15 protein-coding genes are annotated in these 14,613 nt (G+C 57.9%); 6 read left to right on the top strand and 9 right to left on the bottom strand.

Annotation, left to right across the window (positions count from 1 at the left end; all coding sequences use genetic code 11):
- Positions 1–17 precede the first annotated feature (17 nt).
- From F8N12_RS11770 to rplM, 5 genes are all read right to left on the bottom strand, one after another.
- Positions 18–800, bottom strand: coding sequence for a cytochrome c1 (locus F8N12_RS11770; protein ID WP_150580588.1), 783 nt, complete (start codon positions 798–800; stop codon positions 18–20).
- Entirely contained in the window at positions 800–2,011 is a 1,212-nt protein-coding gene (locus tag F8N12_RS11765) for a cytochrome b (RefSeq protein WP_150580587.1), read from the bottom strand. The genes F8N12_RS11770 and F8N12_RS11765 overlap by 1 nt, the downstream gene beginning before the upstream one ends.
- The gene (gene petA, locus F8N12_RS11760) at positions 2,011–2,604 is read right to left on the bottom strand and encodes a ubiquinol-cytochrome c reductase iron-sulfur subunit (protein ID WP_008060255.1); all 594 of its coding nucleotides are present in this window, start codon (positions 2,602–2,604) and stop codon (positions 2,011–2,013) included. Before petA ends, F8N12_RS11765 begins: the two co-directional genes overlap by 1 nt.
- Positions 2,605–2,872: 268 nt before the next feature.
- Positions 2,873–3,265, bottom strand: coding sequence for a 30S ribosomal protein S9 (gene rpsI / locus F8N12_RS11755; RefSeq protein WP_002555064.1), 393 nt, complete (start codon positions 3,263–3,265; stop codon positions 2,873–2,875).
- A gap of 14 nt (positions 3,266–3,279) precedes the next feature.
- Positions 3,280–3,708 carry a 50S ribosomal protein L13 gene (gene rplM, locus F8N12_RS11750; RefSeq protein WP_007905295.1) on the bottom strand — a complete coding sequence of 143 codons (429 nt, stop codon included), beginning with the start codon at positions 3,706–3,708 and terminating at the stop codon, positions 3,280–3,282.
- 245 nt (positions 3,709–3,953) lie between these two features.
- Here rplM and F8N12_RS11745 point away from each other — a divergent pair, with 245 nt between their 5' ends.
- A complete protein-coding gene (locus F8N12_RS11745) occupies positions 3,954–4,994 on the top strand; it encodes an NADP(H)-dependent aldo-keto reductase (protein ID WP_150580586.1) in 1,041 nt (346 codons plus the stop codon).
- Between the two features lie 131 nt (positions 4,995–5,125).
- Here the strand turns inward: F8N12_RS11745 and F8N12_RS11740 are convergent, their stop codons facing one another.
- Positions 5,126–6,262: an acyl-CoA dehydrogenase family protein gene (locus F8N12_RS11740; RefSeq protein WP_150580585.1), complete on the bottom strand. Its 1,137-nt coding sequence runs from the start codon at positions 6,260–6,262 to the stop codon at positions 5,126–5,128.
- A gap of 242 nt (positions 6,263–6,504) precedes the next feature.
- On the opposite strand from F8N12_RS11740, the gene F8N12_RS11735 reads away from it, so the two are divergent.
- The 4 genes from F8N12_RS11735 (at position 6,505) to F8N12_RS11720 (ending at position 10,907) form a co-directional block, all read left to right on the top strand.
- The gene (locus F8N12_RS11735; protein ID WP_191623155.1) at positions 6,505–7,401 is read left to right on the top strand and encodes a GlxA family transcriptional regulator; all 897 of its coding nucleotides are present in this window, start codon (positions 6,505–6,507) and stop codon (positions 7,399–7,401) included.
- Between the two features lie 341 nt (positions 7,402–7,742).
- On the top strand, positions 7,743–8,630 hold the full coding sequence (locus F8N12_RS11730; protein WP_150580583.1) for a nitrilase family protein: 888 nt from the start codon (positions 7,743–7,745) through the stop codon (positions 8,628–8,630).
- 16 nt (positions 8,631–8,646) lie between these two features.
- Positions 8,647–9,852, top strand: coding sequence for a hypothetical protein (locus F8N12_RS11725; RefSeq protein WP_150580582.1), 1,206 nt, complete (start codon positions 8,647–8,649; stop codon positions 9,850–9,852).
- A 74-nt stretch (positions 9,853–9,926) separates the two neighbouring features.
- Positions 9,927–10,907, top strand: a complete 981-nt coding sequence (locus F8N12_RS11720) for an asparaginase (protein WP_150580581.1) — start codon at positions 9,927–9,929, stop codon at positions 10,905–10,907.
- Positions 10,908–11,003: 96 nt separating this feature from the next.
- Here F8N12_RS11720 and zapE read toward each other — a convergent pair whose 3' ends face one another.
- The 3 genes from zapE to F8N12_RS11705 form a co-directional block, all read right to left on the bottom strand.
- A complete protein-coding gene (zapE, locus tag F8N12_RS11715) occupies positions 11,004–12,098 on the bottom strand; it encodes a cell division protein ZapE (RefSeq protein ID WP_150580580.1) in 1,095 nt (364 codons plus the stop codon).
- Between the two features lie 90 nt (positions 12,099–12,188).
- Entirely contained in the window at positions 12,189–13,544 is a 1,356-nt protein-coding gene (locus tag F8N12_RS11710) for a tryptophan--tRNA ligase (protein WP_150580579.1), read from the bottom strand.
- A 24-nt stretch (positions 13,545–13,568) separates the two neighbouring features.
- Entirely contained in the window at positions 13,569–14,198 is a 630-nt protein-coding gene (locus tag F8N12_RS11705; RefSeq protein ID WP_150580661.1) for an alpha/beta hydrolase, read from the bottom strand.
- Positions 14,199–14,342: 144 nt separating this feature from the next.
- On the opposite strand from F8N12_RS11705, the gene F8N12_RS11700 reads away from it, so the two are divergent.
- Positions 14,343–14,613 (top strand): YhcB family protein (locus F8N12_RS11700; protein WP_150580578.1); only part of this gene is annotated, 271 nt, incomplete at its 3' end.

Raw genomic sequence — 14,613 nt, 5'->3', positions numbered from 1 at the left:
AATTGCTTGAATCTTAATCAGTGCACATCTTTCCAGTATTCACGCTTGAGCAAGTATGCAAATACGAAGAAGAACGCCAGGTACAACAAGACGTAGGTACCAATGCGCTGATGCTGCAGCTTAACCGGGTTAGCCGAGTAAGCGAGGAAGGTTACCAGATTCTTGACCTTCTCATCGAACTGCTCTTCGGTCAGCGCTCCACTTTTCGGCACGATGGTCAACTGATCGCACGCTTCATGGGTCAAAGGCGTGCCGGTCAGCGGATCATATTGCTTCTTGCCGTCTTCGACGATCTGCACCTGTTTGCACCCGACCACCTGACGGCCTTGCAACGGCGCAAGGACGTTAGGCATACCGACGTTCGGGAAAACCTTGTTGTTCACGCCCCAGGGACGCGTCGGGTCTTCGTAGAACGCTTTCAGGTAACCGTAGAGCCAATCGGTGCCACGAACACGCGCAACCAGAGTGAGATCGGGCGGCGCCGCACCGAACCAGGTCTTGGCGTCAGCAGGCTGCATGCCGATGTTCATGTGGTCGCCGATCTTGGCACCGGTGAAAATCAGGTTCGACAGCATCAGATCGTGAGGAATACCCAGATCGTCCGCGACGCGTTCATAGCGCTGGAACTTGGCGCTGTGACAGCCCATGCAATAGTTGGCGAACGTACGGGCGCCATCCTGCATGGCGGCCTGATCGGATACGTCGATGTCGACTTTTTCCAGCTCCGGCCCCCCGTGCTCAGCGGCGAAGGACAGTGCTGGCAGAGCAGCAAGAATCAGTACAGCAAATAGCTTTTTCATCAGCCAGTCACCCTTTCCGGAACCGGTTTGGTCTTCTCGAGCCTGGTGTAGAAAGGCATCAGAATGAAGTAGGCGAAGTACAGGAAAGTACAGACCTGCGACAGCAGCGTACGGCCCGGAGTCGGAGCCAGAACACCCAGCACGCCAAGGATCACGAACGAGATGCAGAACACCCACAGCCAGATCTTGCTCATCCAGCCTTTGTAGCGCATCGACTTGACCGGGCTACGGTCGAGCCACGGCAAGACAAACAGGACAGCAATGGCCGCGCCCATGGCGATGACGCCCAGGAGCTTGTCCGGCACCGCCCGCAGAATTGCGTAGAACGGTGTGAAGTACCAGACCGGCGCGATGTGCTCAGGGGTCTTGAAGGCGTTCGCCACTTCGAAGTTCGGCTTCTCGAGGAAGTAACCGCCCATTTCCGGGAAGAAGAACACGATCGAGCAGAAGATGAAGAGGAACACCACCACGCCGACGATATCTTTCACGGTGTAGTACGGATGGAAGGCGATACCGTCCAGCGGTATTCCGTTTTCATCCTTGTGTTTCTTGATGTCGACGCCGTCCGGGTTGTTCGAGCCCACTTCGTGCAGCGCCAGGATGTGCACAACCACCAGACCGAGAATAACGATCGGCAGCGCAACCACATGCAAGGCAAAGAAGCGGTTCAGCGTGATCCCCGAAATCAGGTAGTCACCACGAATCCACTGCGTCAGGTCGTCACCGATGACCGGGATCGCACCGAACAGCGAGATGATCACCTGGGCGCCCCAGTAGGACATCTGGCCCCACGGCAGCAGGTAACCCATGAAGGCTTCAGCCATCAGCGCCAGGTAGATCAGCATGCCGAAGACCCACACCAGCTCGCGAGGTTTCTGGTAGGAACCGTAGAGCAAGCCACGGAACATGTGCAGGTAAACCACGATAAAAAACATCGACGCGCCGACTGCGTGCAGCATACGCAGGATCGATCCATGCTCGACGTCGCGCATGATGTATTCGACCGACGCGAAGGCTTCTTCGGCCGACGGGGTGTAGCTCATGGTCAGCCAGACACCGGTGACGATCTGGTTGACCAGAACGAGCAGCGCGAGCGAACCAAAGAAATAGAAGAAGTTGAAGTTCTTCGGGGCGTAATACTTGCTGAGATGGTCTTCCCACATTTTGGTCGCGGGAAAGCGCGCATCAACCCAATCCATGAACTTGCTCATCACGCTTTCTCCGTATCGACGCCGACGACAATGATGTCATCAGTCTCATAGGAATGCGGGGGAACTGGCAGGTTCAAAGGCGCAGGTTGCGACTTGTAGACGCGACCAGCCAGATCGTAGTGGGAACCGTGGCACGGGCAGAAATAACCGCCTACCCAGTCTTTGCCCAGATCAGCAGGTGCCACTTCAGGACGAAAAGTCGGCGAGCAACCCAGGTGAGTGCAGATACCGATCAGCAGCAGAACTTCTGGCTTGATCGAACGCGTCTCCGGGTCGACATAAGTCGGTTGTGTCGAGTTCTTGGAGGTTGGGTCAGACAACTGGCCCTCGATCTTTTTCAGATTCCCCAGGATTTCCTCGGTACGGCGGACGATGAATACCGGCTGACCACGCCATTCAGCAATCATTTGCTGACCTGGCTCGATTTTGCTGACATTTACCTTCACCGGTGCACCTGCAGCTTTCGCCTTGGCACTGGGAAACCATGACCCCACGAACGGGACCGCAGCCCCCACCGCTCCTGCAGCACCCACCACGGATGTGGCTGCTACCAAGAAGCGACGCCGGCCTGCATTCACGCCGTCATTGCTCATTCAGTCCTCTCCCATCAGCTTTGTGGCCTGTTAAATCAGGCGTCTACTAAATTAAAACTATGTACTTATAAAAATTTTGCCGAATGGTAATGAAAAGCCCCAATTCTGACAAGGTAATTACCGAAGGGCTCCACTGCCAAGCCTTGCAGTATAGGGCCTCTGCGTGTGTGGCAAGTTGTCACAGCGCAATTCTTTGATAAATCGCACCCATAAAAAAACGCCCTGCTTCGCGAGGAAGCAGGGCGTTCTTTTTGAACGAGAAAGCGAATTAACGCTTCGAGTACTGCGGACGCTTACGCGCTTTACGCAGACCGACTTTCTTACGTTCAACTTCACGAGCATCGCGAGTAACGAAGCCAGCTTTGCGCAGAGCGCCACGCAGGGTTTCGTCGTACTGCATCAGTGCGCGAGTGATACCGTGGCGGATTGCGCCAGCTTGACCACTTACACCACCGCCGATCACGGTGACGTAGATGTCGAACTTCTCGACAGTCTCAGTCAATTCCAGCGGCTGACGAACTACCATGCGGGCAGTTTCGCGGCCGAAGAAATTATCCAGCGAACGGTTGTTGATGGAGATGTTACCAGTACCCGGACGCAGGAAAACGCGTGCGGTTGCGGTCTTGCGACGGCCAGTGCCGTAATTTTGAGTCGCCGACATAATGAACTATTCCGTTAAAACTTCAGTTCTTGGGGCTGCTGAGCAGTATGAGGGTGTACAGCGCCCGCATAGACTTTCAGCTTACGATACATGTCGCGACCCAGCGGGTTCTTAGGCAGCATGCCTTTGACCGCGGTCTCGATCACGCGCTCAGGGGCTTTGGCGATCAGCTTTTCAAAGTTGATCGACTTGATGCCGCCCGGGAAACCGGAGTGGGAGTAGTAGATTTTGTCGGTGGTTTTAGCACCGGTTACACGAATCTGCTCGGCATTGATAACGACGATGTAATCGCCGGTGTCAACGTGAGGAGTGTACTCAGCTTTATGCTTGCCACGCAGACGGCTCGCGATTTCGGTGGCCAGACGACCCAGGGTCTGACCTGCAGCGTCGACGACAAACCAGTCGCGCTGTACTGTTTCCGGTTTAGCAGTAAAAGTTTTCATTCTTTATAGCCTCAGGGGCCGCCCTGTAAATTAGACGGCGGATCTTACTGAATAGTGCGTACTTTGACAAGTCAAAGGCAGCCGGATACAGACGCTTTCGGGGGCTCGGGTCGGCGCGTCCGTTCAACGGCAAGATTCTTCGGCGGCGGCGCATCACTTCCACTGCAGAAAGAGGTGCGCAATTATGCAGATTGCGAAAAATATTTCAACCTGCTTTTATGATTGTTTTGCCCAAGGAGCATCCGATGGACTATCGCCAGCTAGGCCGAACCGATCTGAACGTGAGTGCACTGTGCCTCGGGACCATGACTTGGGGTGAGCAAAACAGCGAGGCTGAGGCCTTCGCCCAGATTGAACGGGCCAAAAGCGCCGGGATCAATTTCATCGATACCGCCGAGATGTACCCGGTGCCGCCCAAAGCCGAAACCTACGCCACCACCGAACGCTACATCGGCAATTATTTCAAAAGTCGTGGCGATCGTGCCGACTGGATCCTCGCCAGCAAGATCGCCGGCCCCGGCAATACGATCGATTACATCCGCGACAAAAACCTGCGCCACAACCGTCAGCACATCACCGAAGCTGTCGACGCCAGCCTCAAGCGACTGCAGACCGACTACATCGATCTTTATCAGTTGCACTGGCCGGAGCGCAGTACCAACTTCTTCGGACAGCTGGGTTACAAGCACAAGATCGAAGCCAACCTGACGCCGCTGGAAGACACCCTTGAAGCGCTGGACGAACAGGTCAGGGCCGGCAAGATCCGCCACATTGGCCTGTCCAACGAAACGCCGTGGGGCACCATGCGTTTCCTCGCCCTGGCCGAAGCTCGCGGCTGGCCGCGTGCGGTATCGATCCAGAATCCGTACAACCTGCTCAATCGCAGCTTTGAAGTAGGCCTGGCGGAGATCGCCATCCGCGAACAATGCGGCCTGCTGGCGTATTCGCCGCTGGCATTCGGCTTCCTGTCCGGGAAATACGAAGGCGGCGCGCGCCCCCCGAAAGGACGACTGAGCCTTTACAGCCGTTTCAGCCGATATTTCAATCCGCAGTCGGAAGCGGCGTGCAGCCGATATGTGGCGCTGGCGCGGGAGCATGGTCTGGACCCGGCGCAGATGGCATTGGCGTTCGTCACGCAGCAGCCGTTCGTCACCAGCAACATCATTGGCGCGACGACGCTGGAACAGCTGGACAGCAACATCGCCAGCTTCGATTTGAAACTGTCCGATGCAGTGCTTGAGGGCATAGAGGCGATCCACAAGGACCACCCCAATCCTGCGCCTTGATTGATTCATAAATCCAATCGCGAGCAGGCTCGCTCCCACAGTTGACTGGTGTTGATCACACCTTGTGATCGACACACAACCCAAGTGGGAGCGAGCCTGCTCGCGATGGCGGCCTGACAGTCACCACGCCTTCAAAGCGACCGCGCAATAATTTCCTTCATGATCTCGTTAGTCCCCGCATAAATCCGCTGCACTCGCGCATCTGCCCACGCCCGGGCAATCGGGTATTCCCACATGAAGCCGTAACCGCCATGCAACTGCACGCATTCGTCGAGCACCTTGCATTGCAGATCGGTGCCCCAGTACTTGGCCATCGCCGCCGTCGGCACGTCGAGTTTGCCTTGCAGGTGCAGCTCCAGGCATTTGTCCACGAACACCCGGCCGATCTGAATTTCAGTCGCCATCTCCGCAAGCTTGAAGCGGGTGTTCTGGAAATCCGCAATCGCCTTGCCGAACGCTTTGCGTTCGCGGGTGTAATCCAGCGTCCATTGTAACGCCGCTTCGGCGGATGCAAGCCCACCGATTGCTACCGTCAGACGCTCCTGAGGTAACTCCTGCATCAGGTAGGCAAACCCCATCCCGGCCTGTCCCAGCAGGTTTTCCTTGGGCACGCGAACATCCTGGAAGAACAGCTCGGAGGTGTCCTGCGCTTTCATCCCGACCTTTTCCAGACGTTTACCTTTGGCGAAACCGGGGGTATTCGCCTCCACCAGAAACAGACTGGTGCCCTTTGCGCCCGCCTTCGGATCGGTCTTGGCAACAACGATCACCAGGTCCGCGAGAAAACCATTGGTGATAAACGTTTTCGAACCGTTGATTACGTATTCGTCGCCATCAAGCACCGCCGTGGTCTTGACGCCTTGCAGATCGGACCCGGCACCCGGCTCGGTCATGGCAATTGCAGTGACCATCTCGCCGGACACCAGTTTCGGCAGATACTTGTGCTTCAGCGCCTCACTGCCGTAATGCAGGATGTACGGCGCAACGATGTCCGAATGCAACGAAAACCCAATCCCGGTCAGACCCAGACGGCCGACCTCTTCGATCACCACCGTGCTGTACAGGAAATCCGCGCCCAGACCACCGTATTCTTCAGGCAGGTGCGAGCAGAGCATTCCCGCCTCCCCTGCCTTATTCCACAGGTTACGATCGATGAAGCCTTGTTTTTCCCACTGCCCGTGAAAGGGCACGGCTTCTTTCTCGAGGAACGTTCGCACGCTGTCACGAAAAAGTTCGTGTTCGGAACTGAACAAGGTTCTGGGAATCATGCGGCACCTGTCGTTATTGTTAGAAAGCTGGCCTCCAGAGACTAAGCCTCGCCTGCGATACAGGACACTGGACACATCAGACAAAAAATAAGACGATCCAGCCGTCTGGTGACCACTTTCCCCTATAAGAATAAAGTTGAATTATGTCTAACCAAGCCTCCACGCCTTTACGGCGCGTCAGCATCCTGGCGATCGACCGGGTTTTCGCTTCCACTCTCATGCAAGCCAAGGATTTCTTTCACCTGGCCAGCCTGCGCTACGGCAAACAACTGGGCCACGGCCTGACACCGGCGTTCGAAACGCGGCTGGTCAGCCCCGATGGCAAACCGGTCAACAGCTTCAGCGATGTGATCATGCCGGTGGACGGTGCGCTGGAAAATGCCGACATCATCATTCTTCCGGCGTTCTGGGACGATTTTGAAACCCTGAGCAGGCGCTATCCGCAGATTCTGCCGTGGCTGCGCCAGCAACATGCCCGTGGTGCAGTGCTCTGCGCCGAGGCCACCGGGGTGTTCTGGCTGGCCGAGGCCGGCCTGCTCGACGGCAAGGAAGCGACCACCTACTGGCGCTTTTTCAACGCGTTCGCCGAGCGCTTTCCCAAGGTTTATCTCAATCAGGACAAGCACCTGACCGATGCGGACAACCTGTACTGCGCCGGCGGCACCACGTCTGCGTGCGACCTCTACATCTATCTGATCGAGCGTTTCTGCGGCGCCAACGTCGCTCAGGCGGTGGCACGCGACATTCTTTACGAAGTCCAGCGCAACTACGCGCCTGGGCGGATCGGTTTTGGCGGCCAGAAACTGCACCAGGACGTGATCATCCTGCAGATTCAGCACTGGCTCGAAGAACACTTCGCCGACAAGTTCCGCTTCGAAGACGTGGCCCGCGAACACGGCATGAGCATCCGCAATTTCATGCGCCGCTTTCAGACCGCCACCGGCGACAAGCCGCTGCATTACCTGCAACGCCTGCGCATCGAAACCGCCAAGGGTTTGCTGTCCGGCAGTCGCAAGAGCATCAAGACCATCAGTTATGAAGTCGGTTATGACGATGCGAGCTTCTTCGCGCGGCTATTCCGCCAGCACACGGATTTGTCGCCGAACCAATATCGCCAGCAGTTTCAGCGGGCTGCTTGAGCGCGACCCGATCACCCATGTGGGAGCAAGGCGCTCCCACATTGTTTTGCAGGTTGCAGAGACCAATCTGCAACAAAACCGCAGCCACTTTCAACGGCGGCTTCTCAATGGCCGACTACCCGCATTACGCCGTTACAACCTGACGCAAAATCCCGGGCCAGAGGCCCTTCATGCGTCTGAGCCCTGCCATCCTGTACTGCCAAGCCCAAGCTCGGCCAATACAGTTTGGGACATGGACTACAGGTTAAACGGAAGCGGCTGACTTACTCGCCCATACCGATTCGACTCTTATGAACACGCCATTCAACAGCGTGAATAACAATAAAAAGAGGTCATTCGGTATGAGCGAAGCAATCAGCCCTGTTCGTGTAGCTGTCGTGCAATTCGATCCACAGGTCGGCAAGCAAAACCGGGACGCGAATCTGCGTCAGAGCCTGGATCTGGCTCGAGAAGCCGCTTTGGGCGGAGCGAATCTGATCGTCCTGCCGGAGCTGTCCAGCAGCGGATACTTCTTCAAAACCCGGCAGGACGCCTTCGACCATGCCGAAGGTGTTCCCGATGGACCGAGCGTGCGGGCGTGGATGAACTTTGCTCGCGAGCACCAGGTTTATCTGGTGGCCGGCCTGACCGAGCGCGACGGCATGCGGTTGTTCAACACCGGTGTTCTGCTCGGGCCTGACGGCTTCATCGGCAAGTACCGCAAAGCGCATTTGTGGAATCTGGAAAAGTTGTGGTTCACGCCGGGTGATCTGGGTTTCCCGGTGTTCGATACGCCAATCGGTCGCATCGGCTTGCTGATCTGCTGGGACATCTGGTTTCCGGAGGTGCCGCGCATCCTCAGCCAGCAAGGCGCGGACATCATCTGCAGCCTGAACAACTGGGTCTGGACACCACCGCCGCTGTTCGATGAGGCCGGCAAATGCATGGCTTCGTACCTGACCATGACAGCTGCCCACGTCAACAATGTGTTTATTGCGGCCGCGAGCCGGATTGGCGAAGAACGAGGCGCGCGTTACCTGGGCTGTTCCTTGATCGCCGGTACCAACGGCTGGCCGATCGGTGCTGTGGCATCGGCCGATCAGCAGGAAATCCTGTTCGCCGATATAGACCTGACCAGCTCCCGCAGCGCGCCGATCTGGAACAGCCTGAACGATTTGCATCGCGATCGCCGCACCGACCTCTACGATCCGATGCTGGGGTACCTTCAGCACCCTTGCCTGCCGCGCTGACCGGAGGCGATGACTGATGGAATCCTCAACCCAAAAACAGACACAGAACCGCCTGGTCGCGCGATCAACGCTGGATATCGCCATTGTTGTGCTGGTACTCGGCGCGGCGCTGTCGATCATCTGGCTGTCATTCACTCACCGCGAGTCCTGGTCCGCCCACTGGCCGGATTACGTGCACATGGTCTCGAGCCTTCCCGATCCCGGCGCGTGGTTGCGCTGGGTCATCGGTGACATCAGCGAGGTTGCGTTCTACAAACACGAGTTCGCCTCGATCGGATTATTGGCGGGTGCCTACCTCGCGTACTGGGCAAACCGCACGGGCAAAGTCTGGCAAGGTTTCAGCATCTGTTACGGCACCGGCTTATGGCCCTGGTTGATCACCAGTTCATTGCTGGGCCTGCTGCTGAGCAATTTGTTGTGGGGCTGGACCGTGACTGCCGACAGTTGGCAACCGACTTTCGCCGCCTTCGTTTCCTTGCCGGCGGCGATGGTGCTGATGTTCGGCGCAGGCTGGAAGGTCACGATCAATGGCGCAATCATGGGTGCGCTACTGGTCACACCGATGTGCCTGCTGATCGTCAACTACGTGTGCGTGCCGCTCGGTTTGCCGGTGGTCATTGGCAATGTTTCGGGCATGGCCGTCGCCAGCGTCGTGGCCTTTTTGCTCTGCCGTTACTTGCCGAGCCTGGTGAAATCCGAGCAGTCGCGCAAATCGCCGGAGCCGCCGCCCGCAGTCGGCAAAGCACCTGATTACGGCGTTGTCTGGAGCCTGCGTCGGGTGCTGGCAGACTTTTCCGAAGCACCGTTTTACGGCAACGAATGGGCCAGCCTCGGCCTGATCGTTGGGGCCTTGCTGGCGTTCACCCTGAACCCGTTGAGCCCGGCGTACGGTTCAGGCCTGTTGCCGCAGTTGATCGGCGCGCAGGCGCTGACTTCGGCAGTTGGGGTTGTCGTCTGGCGTCGGCAGTGGATCCGGCTCGGCTGGTACCCCACTTACGTGCCACTGGTGTCCGTGGTACCGGCCGCGGTGCTGACGTATGGCGGCACCTGGCCGGTGATTGTCTCGAGCGCAGTGCTGGGCGCACTGATCGCGCCGCCGCTGGCCTGTGCCTTCGCCAAGCGCTTGCCGCCAGACATGCATGGCTTTATCGGCAATGTCCTGTCGATGGCGATGAGCACCGTGCTGATCATTCCAGTTGTCGGCTGGTTGACGAGCAACTGATGAAGGCCGCCAAGGCTGTGCCAGGAACCCGTTCCGGGCACAGCCTTTATTCTTCTACCCACACGAGGTATTCCATGGACCTGCCTAAACTGGCCATCGCAGCACTTGGCGGCACCGTCAGCATGAAAGCCCGCCATATCAGCGAAGGCGTCATTCCGATGGTTAACGGCGAAGCACTTCTGGCGTCTGTGCCTGAGTTGAAAACACTCGCACGGGTCAACGTAGAAACGCTCGGAATGCTGCCCAGCGCGTCTGTGGATTTCGAGTTTTTGTTAAGCGTCCTGTCCTGGGCAAGCTTTCAAATCAAGCAAGGGGCCGCCGGCGTTGTGATCACCCAAGGCACCGATGCCCTGGAAGAAGTCGCAACTTTCTTCGACCATTTATGGCACCACGATCAACCGCTGGTGCTGACCGGCGCCATGCGTTCAGCCGCGCAAGCGGGGGCCGACGGTCCGGCGAATCTGCTGGATGCTTGCCGCGTTGCACTGGCCGCCAGCAGTCGGCAACGGGGTGTGCAAGTGGTCATTCATGGGCAGATTCATCAAGCGAGCGCGGTGCGCAAAACCGATTCCCTGGCGCTCCAGGCGTTTTCCTCTCCGAATGTCGGCCCCGCCGGCCTGCTGGTCGAAGATTCCGTCTGCTACCTGCGACCGCCCTCCCCCCGCAAAGTCCTGCCGCTGCCGCACCAGACCGGTCACAGGATCGCCCTGCTGGAAGCTTCCCTTTCAGCCGACACGCGGATTCTCGAAAACATCTCTGGACTGGGCTACGCAGGGTTGGTGATTGCAGGTTTCGGTGCCGGGCACGTTTCCGAAAGCTGGGCGCGCACGATTGAATTCATCGCCCAACACATTCCAGTGATCGTAGCGACCCGAACGGGCTCAGGCTCCACTGCTCGGGCAACCTATGGTTTTGATGGCAGCGAAATCGATCTGGTGCGCAAAGGCGCGTTGATGGCCGGGTTTGTGTGCCCGCGCAAGACGAGGATTTTGCTATGGCTGCTGGTAGGGTGCGAGCGGCAGGATGAATTGGCGGATTTTCTGAAACAGGATTGAAACGCACTCGCCATGCTCGATCACAATCAGCTATGACAGGAGTTTTTTGGCAAAAAAAAGGCCTGCAATGCAGGCCGTTTTATTTTCCGAATTGTCCTAAGGCTTATGCGCCCGGGACAGAAATTCGTGCGACTGCATTTCCAGCAGACGACTCAGCGTGCGCTGGAATTCGAAGTTCAAACGACCGCCGGTGTACAGGTCTTTGAGTTCGACTTCTGCAGAAATGATCAGCTTCACGTTACGGTCGTAGAATTCGTCGACCATATTGATGAAGCGCCGGGCGATGTCGTCGGTGGTGACGCTCATTTGCTCGACGCCGCTGAGTAGCACCGCGTGGAATATCTTGCCCAGTTCGATGTAATCGTTCTGGCTGCGAGGGCCATCGCACAACTCGCGGAATTCGAACCAGGCGACGTCGTCACAGGTACGCAAGGCGCGGATGGCGCGGTTCTCGATCATCAGTACGTCGTTTTCCACGGCCGCCGTGCATTCCGGGGTCAACGCGCGGAAGCTCTTGCGCAGGCTTTCGTGGGACGCTTCGTCGAGCGGAAAGTGGAACAGCTCCGCTTGCTCAAGGTGCCGCAGTCGATAGTCGACGCCGCTGTCGACGTTGACGATTTCAGTGTGTTGCTTGATCAGTGCAATGGCCGGCAGGAAGCGCGCACGTTGCAGGCCGTCCTTGTACAGACCGTCCGGCACGATGTTCGAGGTGGCGACCAGGGTCACGCCGTTTTTGAACAGCTCTTCCATCAGGGTGCCGAGGATCATGGCGTCGGTGATGTCGGAGACGAAAAACTCATCGAAGCAGATCACTCGCGACTCGTCGGAGAAGCGCTTGGCGATGATGGTCAGCGGGTTTTTCTCGCCGCCCAATGTTTTCATTTCTTCGTGCACGCGCTTCATGAAGCGGTGGAAGTGTGTGCGGGTCTTCTCCTTGAACGGCAGCGCTTCGAAGAACGTGTCGACCAGGTAAGTCTTGCCGCGACCCACGCCGCCCCAGAAATACAGGCCTTTGACCGGTACCTGGTCCTTTTTTCCGAACAGTTTGCCGAGCAGGCCCGGCTTGTGTTGCGAGGCTGCGACCAGATCGTCGTACAGGCGCTGCAAATGGCGCACGGCAGTTTCCTGCGCGGCGTCATGGAAGAAATCCGGGCGTTTCAGATCTGCTTGATATCGTTCTAGGGGCGTCATAATTCGTTAGCAAGGCAACAAAAACGGGCCGTCACTGTAGCGACGGCCCGTGGGAATGGCAATCGGCCCTTGGTCGGACCGCGCCGCTGATTATTCCTGAACCGGCGTCAGAGCGATGCGCAACGTCTCGATGGCAGCGTCCCGAGCGGTGTTGTCGGCAAATGTCGGGCTGTCCGCTACACATTCACTTTCCAGCCAGACACTGAAGCTGCGGTCTTCGCTGCGCACATCCAATGTTTGGCCCGCTTGCAATTGCTTGGTCACTTGACCGGCAGTCTTGCCGTCCGGAAAGTTGCGCGACAGCAGCAGTTGCTCGCCATCGGCCGCCAGCAGACGGAAACGGAAACTGCTGTCTTCTTCACGGAAGCTGACAAAACGCGGGCCTTTAACGGCTTTCTTTTTAGCGGTTGCTGCAACTTGAGTCTGCGCAACGAAAGAACGCAAGCCGACCGCTTCGCGCAGTTCGTTGAGGAACGGCGTCGCCACAGCCCGGGCCTTCTTCGCGCCGATCTGCAGCATGTCTTCCAGGTCCGCCGGGCGTTCGATCAGTTGATGATAACGCTCGCGGGACTCACCCAGCTCACTGTCAAGCAGCTGGAACAGGCGGCTTTTTGCTTCACCCCAACTGAGGCCCTGCAACAGTTCGCTGCGAAACTCGTCGGACTGCGCCGGCGTGGCAAATGCCTGGAACAAGGTGAACAGGTGCGAATTGTCCGGATCTTTCGCTTCGCCCGGCGCGCGGGAGTCGGTGACAATCCGCGAGATCGCGTCTTTCATGTCCTTTGCGCTGCTGAACAACGGGATGGTGTTGTCATAGCTTTTCGACATCTTGCGACCGTCGAGACCGGGCAGCGTGGCGACGCTTTCCTCGATCAGCGCTTCCGGCATGGTGAAAAATTCCTTGCCCTGGCCAAACAGGTGGTTGAAGCGCTGGCCGATGTCGCGGGCCATTTCCACATGCTGAATCTGGTCACGGCCGACGGGCACTTTGTGTGCATTGAACATCAGGATGTCCGCGGCCATCAGCACCGGGTAGCTGTACAGGCCCATGGTGATGCCCGCGTCCGGGTCTTCGCCGGTTTCGACGTTCTTGTCGACCGAGGCCTTGTAGGCGTGGGCGCGGTTAAGCAGGCCTTTGGCGGCAACGCAGGTCAGCAGCCAGGTCAGCTCGGGGATTTCCGGAATGTCGGACTGGCGATAGAAGGTCACGCGGTCGACGTCGAGACCACCGGCCAGCCAGGTCGCGGCGATTTCCAAACGCGAGCGCTGGATGCGCAGAGGGTCGTCACATTTGATCAGGGCGTGGTAGTCCGCCAGGAAGTAGAACGAGTCGGCATTGCTGTCGCGGCTGGCGAGGATTGCCGGGCGAATGGCGCCGGCGTAGTTGCCCAGATGCGGCGTGCCGGTGGTGGTGATGCCGGTGAGGATGCGGGTACGGGTCGTCATGGGTAATCGCTTGTCAGACTGCAATCAATTCGAAAGGCGCGGCAGGATCAAATCTTTGAGATCGGTCAGCTTGCCATGAAAAAAGTGTCCGCATTCTGCCACTTTCAGCAGCTCATGGGGGCGTTCCACCTTGTCCGACCATGCGTAAACCACGGCCGGATCGATGACTTCGTCGGTTTCCGGCTGGATCAGGGTCAGATCGCCGTGCTGCGGCAGTTGATCCTGGTCGCCCAGGCGCATGACCGCCGGCGCGACCATGAACAGGTGCTTGAGCTGCTCGCCTTGAGCTTCAAGACGTCCGCCGAGACTTGCTGCAACAAAACCGCCAAAGGAGAAACCGAACAGGGTCAGCGGCAAGTCGGGATGTTTCGCCCGCAACCATTGCGCCGCGGCCTGCGCGTCGTCGACCTCGCCGGTGCCCATGTCGTGGCTGCCGGCGCTGGCGCCGACACCTCGGTAATTGAAGCGCAAGGTGATTAACCCGGCATCGCGCGCGGTGCGCTGCAGGGTCGAGACCACTTTGTTAAGCATCGTACCGCCCTGCACCGGGTTCGGATGACAGATCAGCGCCAGCCCAGAGGGCTGCTCGACGTCCAGATACAAAGCTTCCAGCTGACCCACCGGGCCATCAATCACTACGGGGGTTTCGCGCATAAGCAAGGAAGGAACTCCGTGACCCCGAATCGGGTCGACTCGTCTAGCAAATTGTCTGTGCTGATGGATTGCGAGTGAATCGCGGTATACAGCGCAGGTTCGAGCCGTTAACGTAAAGCAAAGCCGTTTATAGAGGAAGGACTCGTGGAACACTCGCTCTTAGTTTGGTTGTTGCCGACTCTTGCCCTGGTTGTGGGTGTCGCCATTGGATTCCTGATCGCTCGCCTGGCGCCAAATGCTGCGCCTAACCGCACGCAACGTCAGCTGGACGATATTCAGGAACGTTTCGACAGTTATCAGAACGAAGTGGTCACCCACTTCAACACCACTGCAACGCTGGTCAAGAAAATGACCGCAAGCTATCAGGAAGTGCAGGAGCATCTCGCCGACGGCGCCAATCGCCTCGCGCTGGACG

Source organism: Pseudomonas fluorescens, assembly GCF_902497625.1.
Classification (GTDB): Bacteria; Pseudomonadota; Gammaproteobacteria; order Pseudomonadales; family Pseudomonadaceae; genus Aquipseudomonas; species Aquipseudomonas fluorescens_BQ.
Note: the sequence above shows the minus strand (reverse complement) of the source record. Positions and strands in the feature narration are given on the sequence as shown.

Excerpts from the sequence above, each read along its gene's own strand:
- zapE (WP_150580580.1), bottom strand. The coding sequence starts at position 12,098 with ATGACGCCCCTAGAACGATATCAAGCAGATCTGAAACGCCCGGATTTC.
- F8N12_RS11725 (WP_150580582.1), top strand. The coding sequence starts at position 8,647 with ATGGAATCCTCAACCCAAAAACAGACACAGAACCGCCTGGTCGCGCGA.
- F8N12_RS11770 (WP_150580588.1), bottom strand. The coding sequence starts at position 800 with ATGAAAAAGCTATTTGCTGTACTGATTCTTGCTGCTCTGCCAGCACTG.
- rpsI (WP_002555064.1), bottom strand. The coding sequence starts at position 3,265 with ATGTCGGCGACTCAAAATTACGGCACTGGCCGTCGCAAGACCGCAACC.
- F8N12_RS11730 (WP_150580583.1), top strand. The coding sequence starts at position 7,743 with ATGAGCGAAGCAATCAGCCCTGTTCGTGTAGCTGTCGTGCAATTCGAT.
- F8N12_RS11705 (WP_150580661.1), bottom strand. The coding sequence starts at position 14,198 with ATGCGCGAAACCCCCGTAGTGATTGATGGCCCGGTGGGTCAGCTGGAA.
- rplM (WP_007905295.1), bottom strand. The coding sequence starts at position 3,708 with ATGAAAACTTTTACTGCTAAACCGGAAACAGTACAGCGCGACTGGTTT.
- F8N12_RS11740 (WP_150580585.1), bottom strand. The coding sequence starts at position 6,262 with ATGATTCCCAGAACCTTGTTCAGTTCCGAACACGAACTTTTTCGTGAC.
- F8N12_RS11745 (WP_150580586.1), top strand. The coding sequence starts at position 3,954 with ATGGACTATCGCCAGCTAGGCCGAACCGATCTGAACGTGAGTGCACTG.
- F8N12_RS11710 (WP_150580579.1), bottom strand. The coding sequence starts at position 13,544 with ATGACGACCCGTACCCGCATCCTCACCGGCATCACCACCACCGGCACG.
- F8N12_RS11765 (WP_150580587.1), bottom strand. The coding sequence starts at position 2,011 with ATGAGCAAGTTCATGGATTGGGTTGATGCGCGCTTTCCCGCGACCAAA.
- F8N12_RS11720 (WP_150580581.1), top strand. The coding sequence starts at position 9,927 with ATGGACCTGCCTAAACTGGCCATCGCAGCACTTGGCGGCACCGTCAGC.
- petA (WP_008060255.1), bottom strand. The coding sequence starts at position 2,604 with ATGAGCAATGACGGCGTGAATGCAGGCCGGCGTCGCTTCTTGGTAGCA.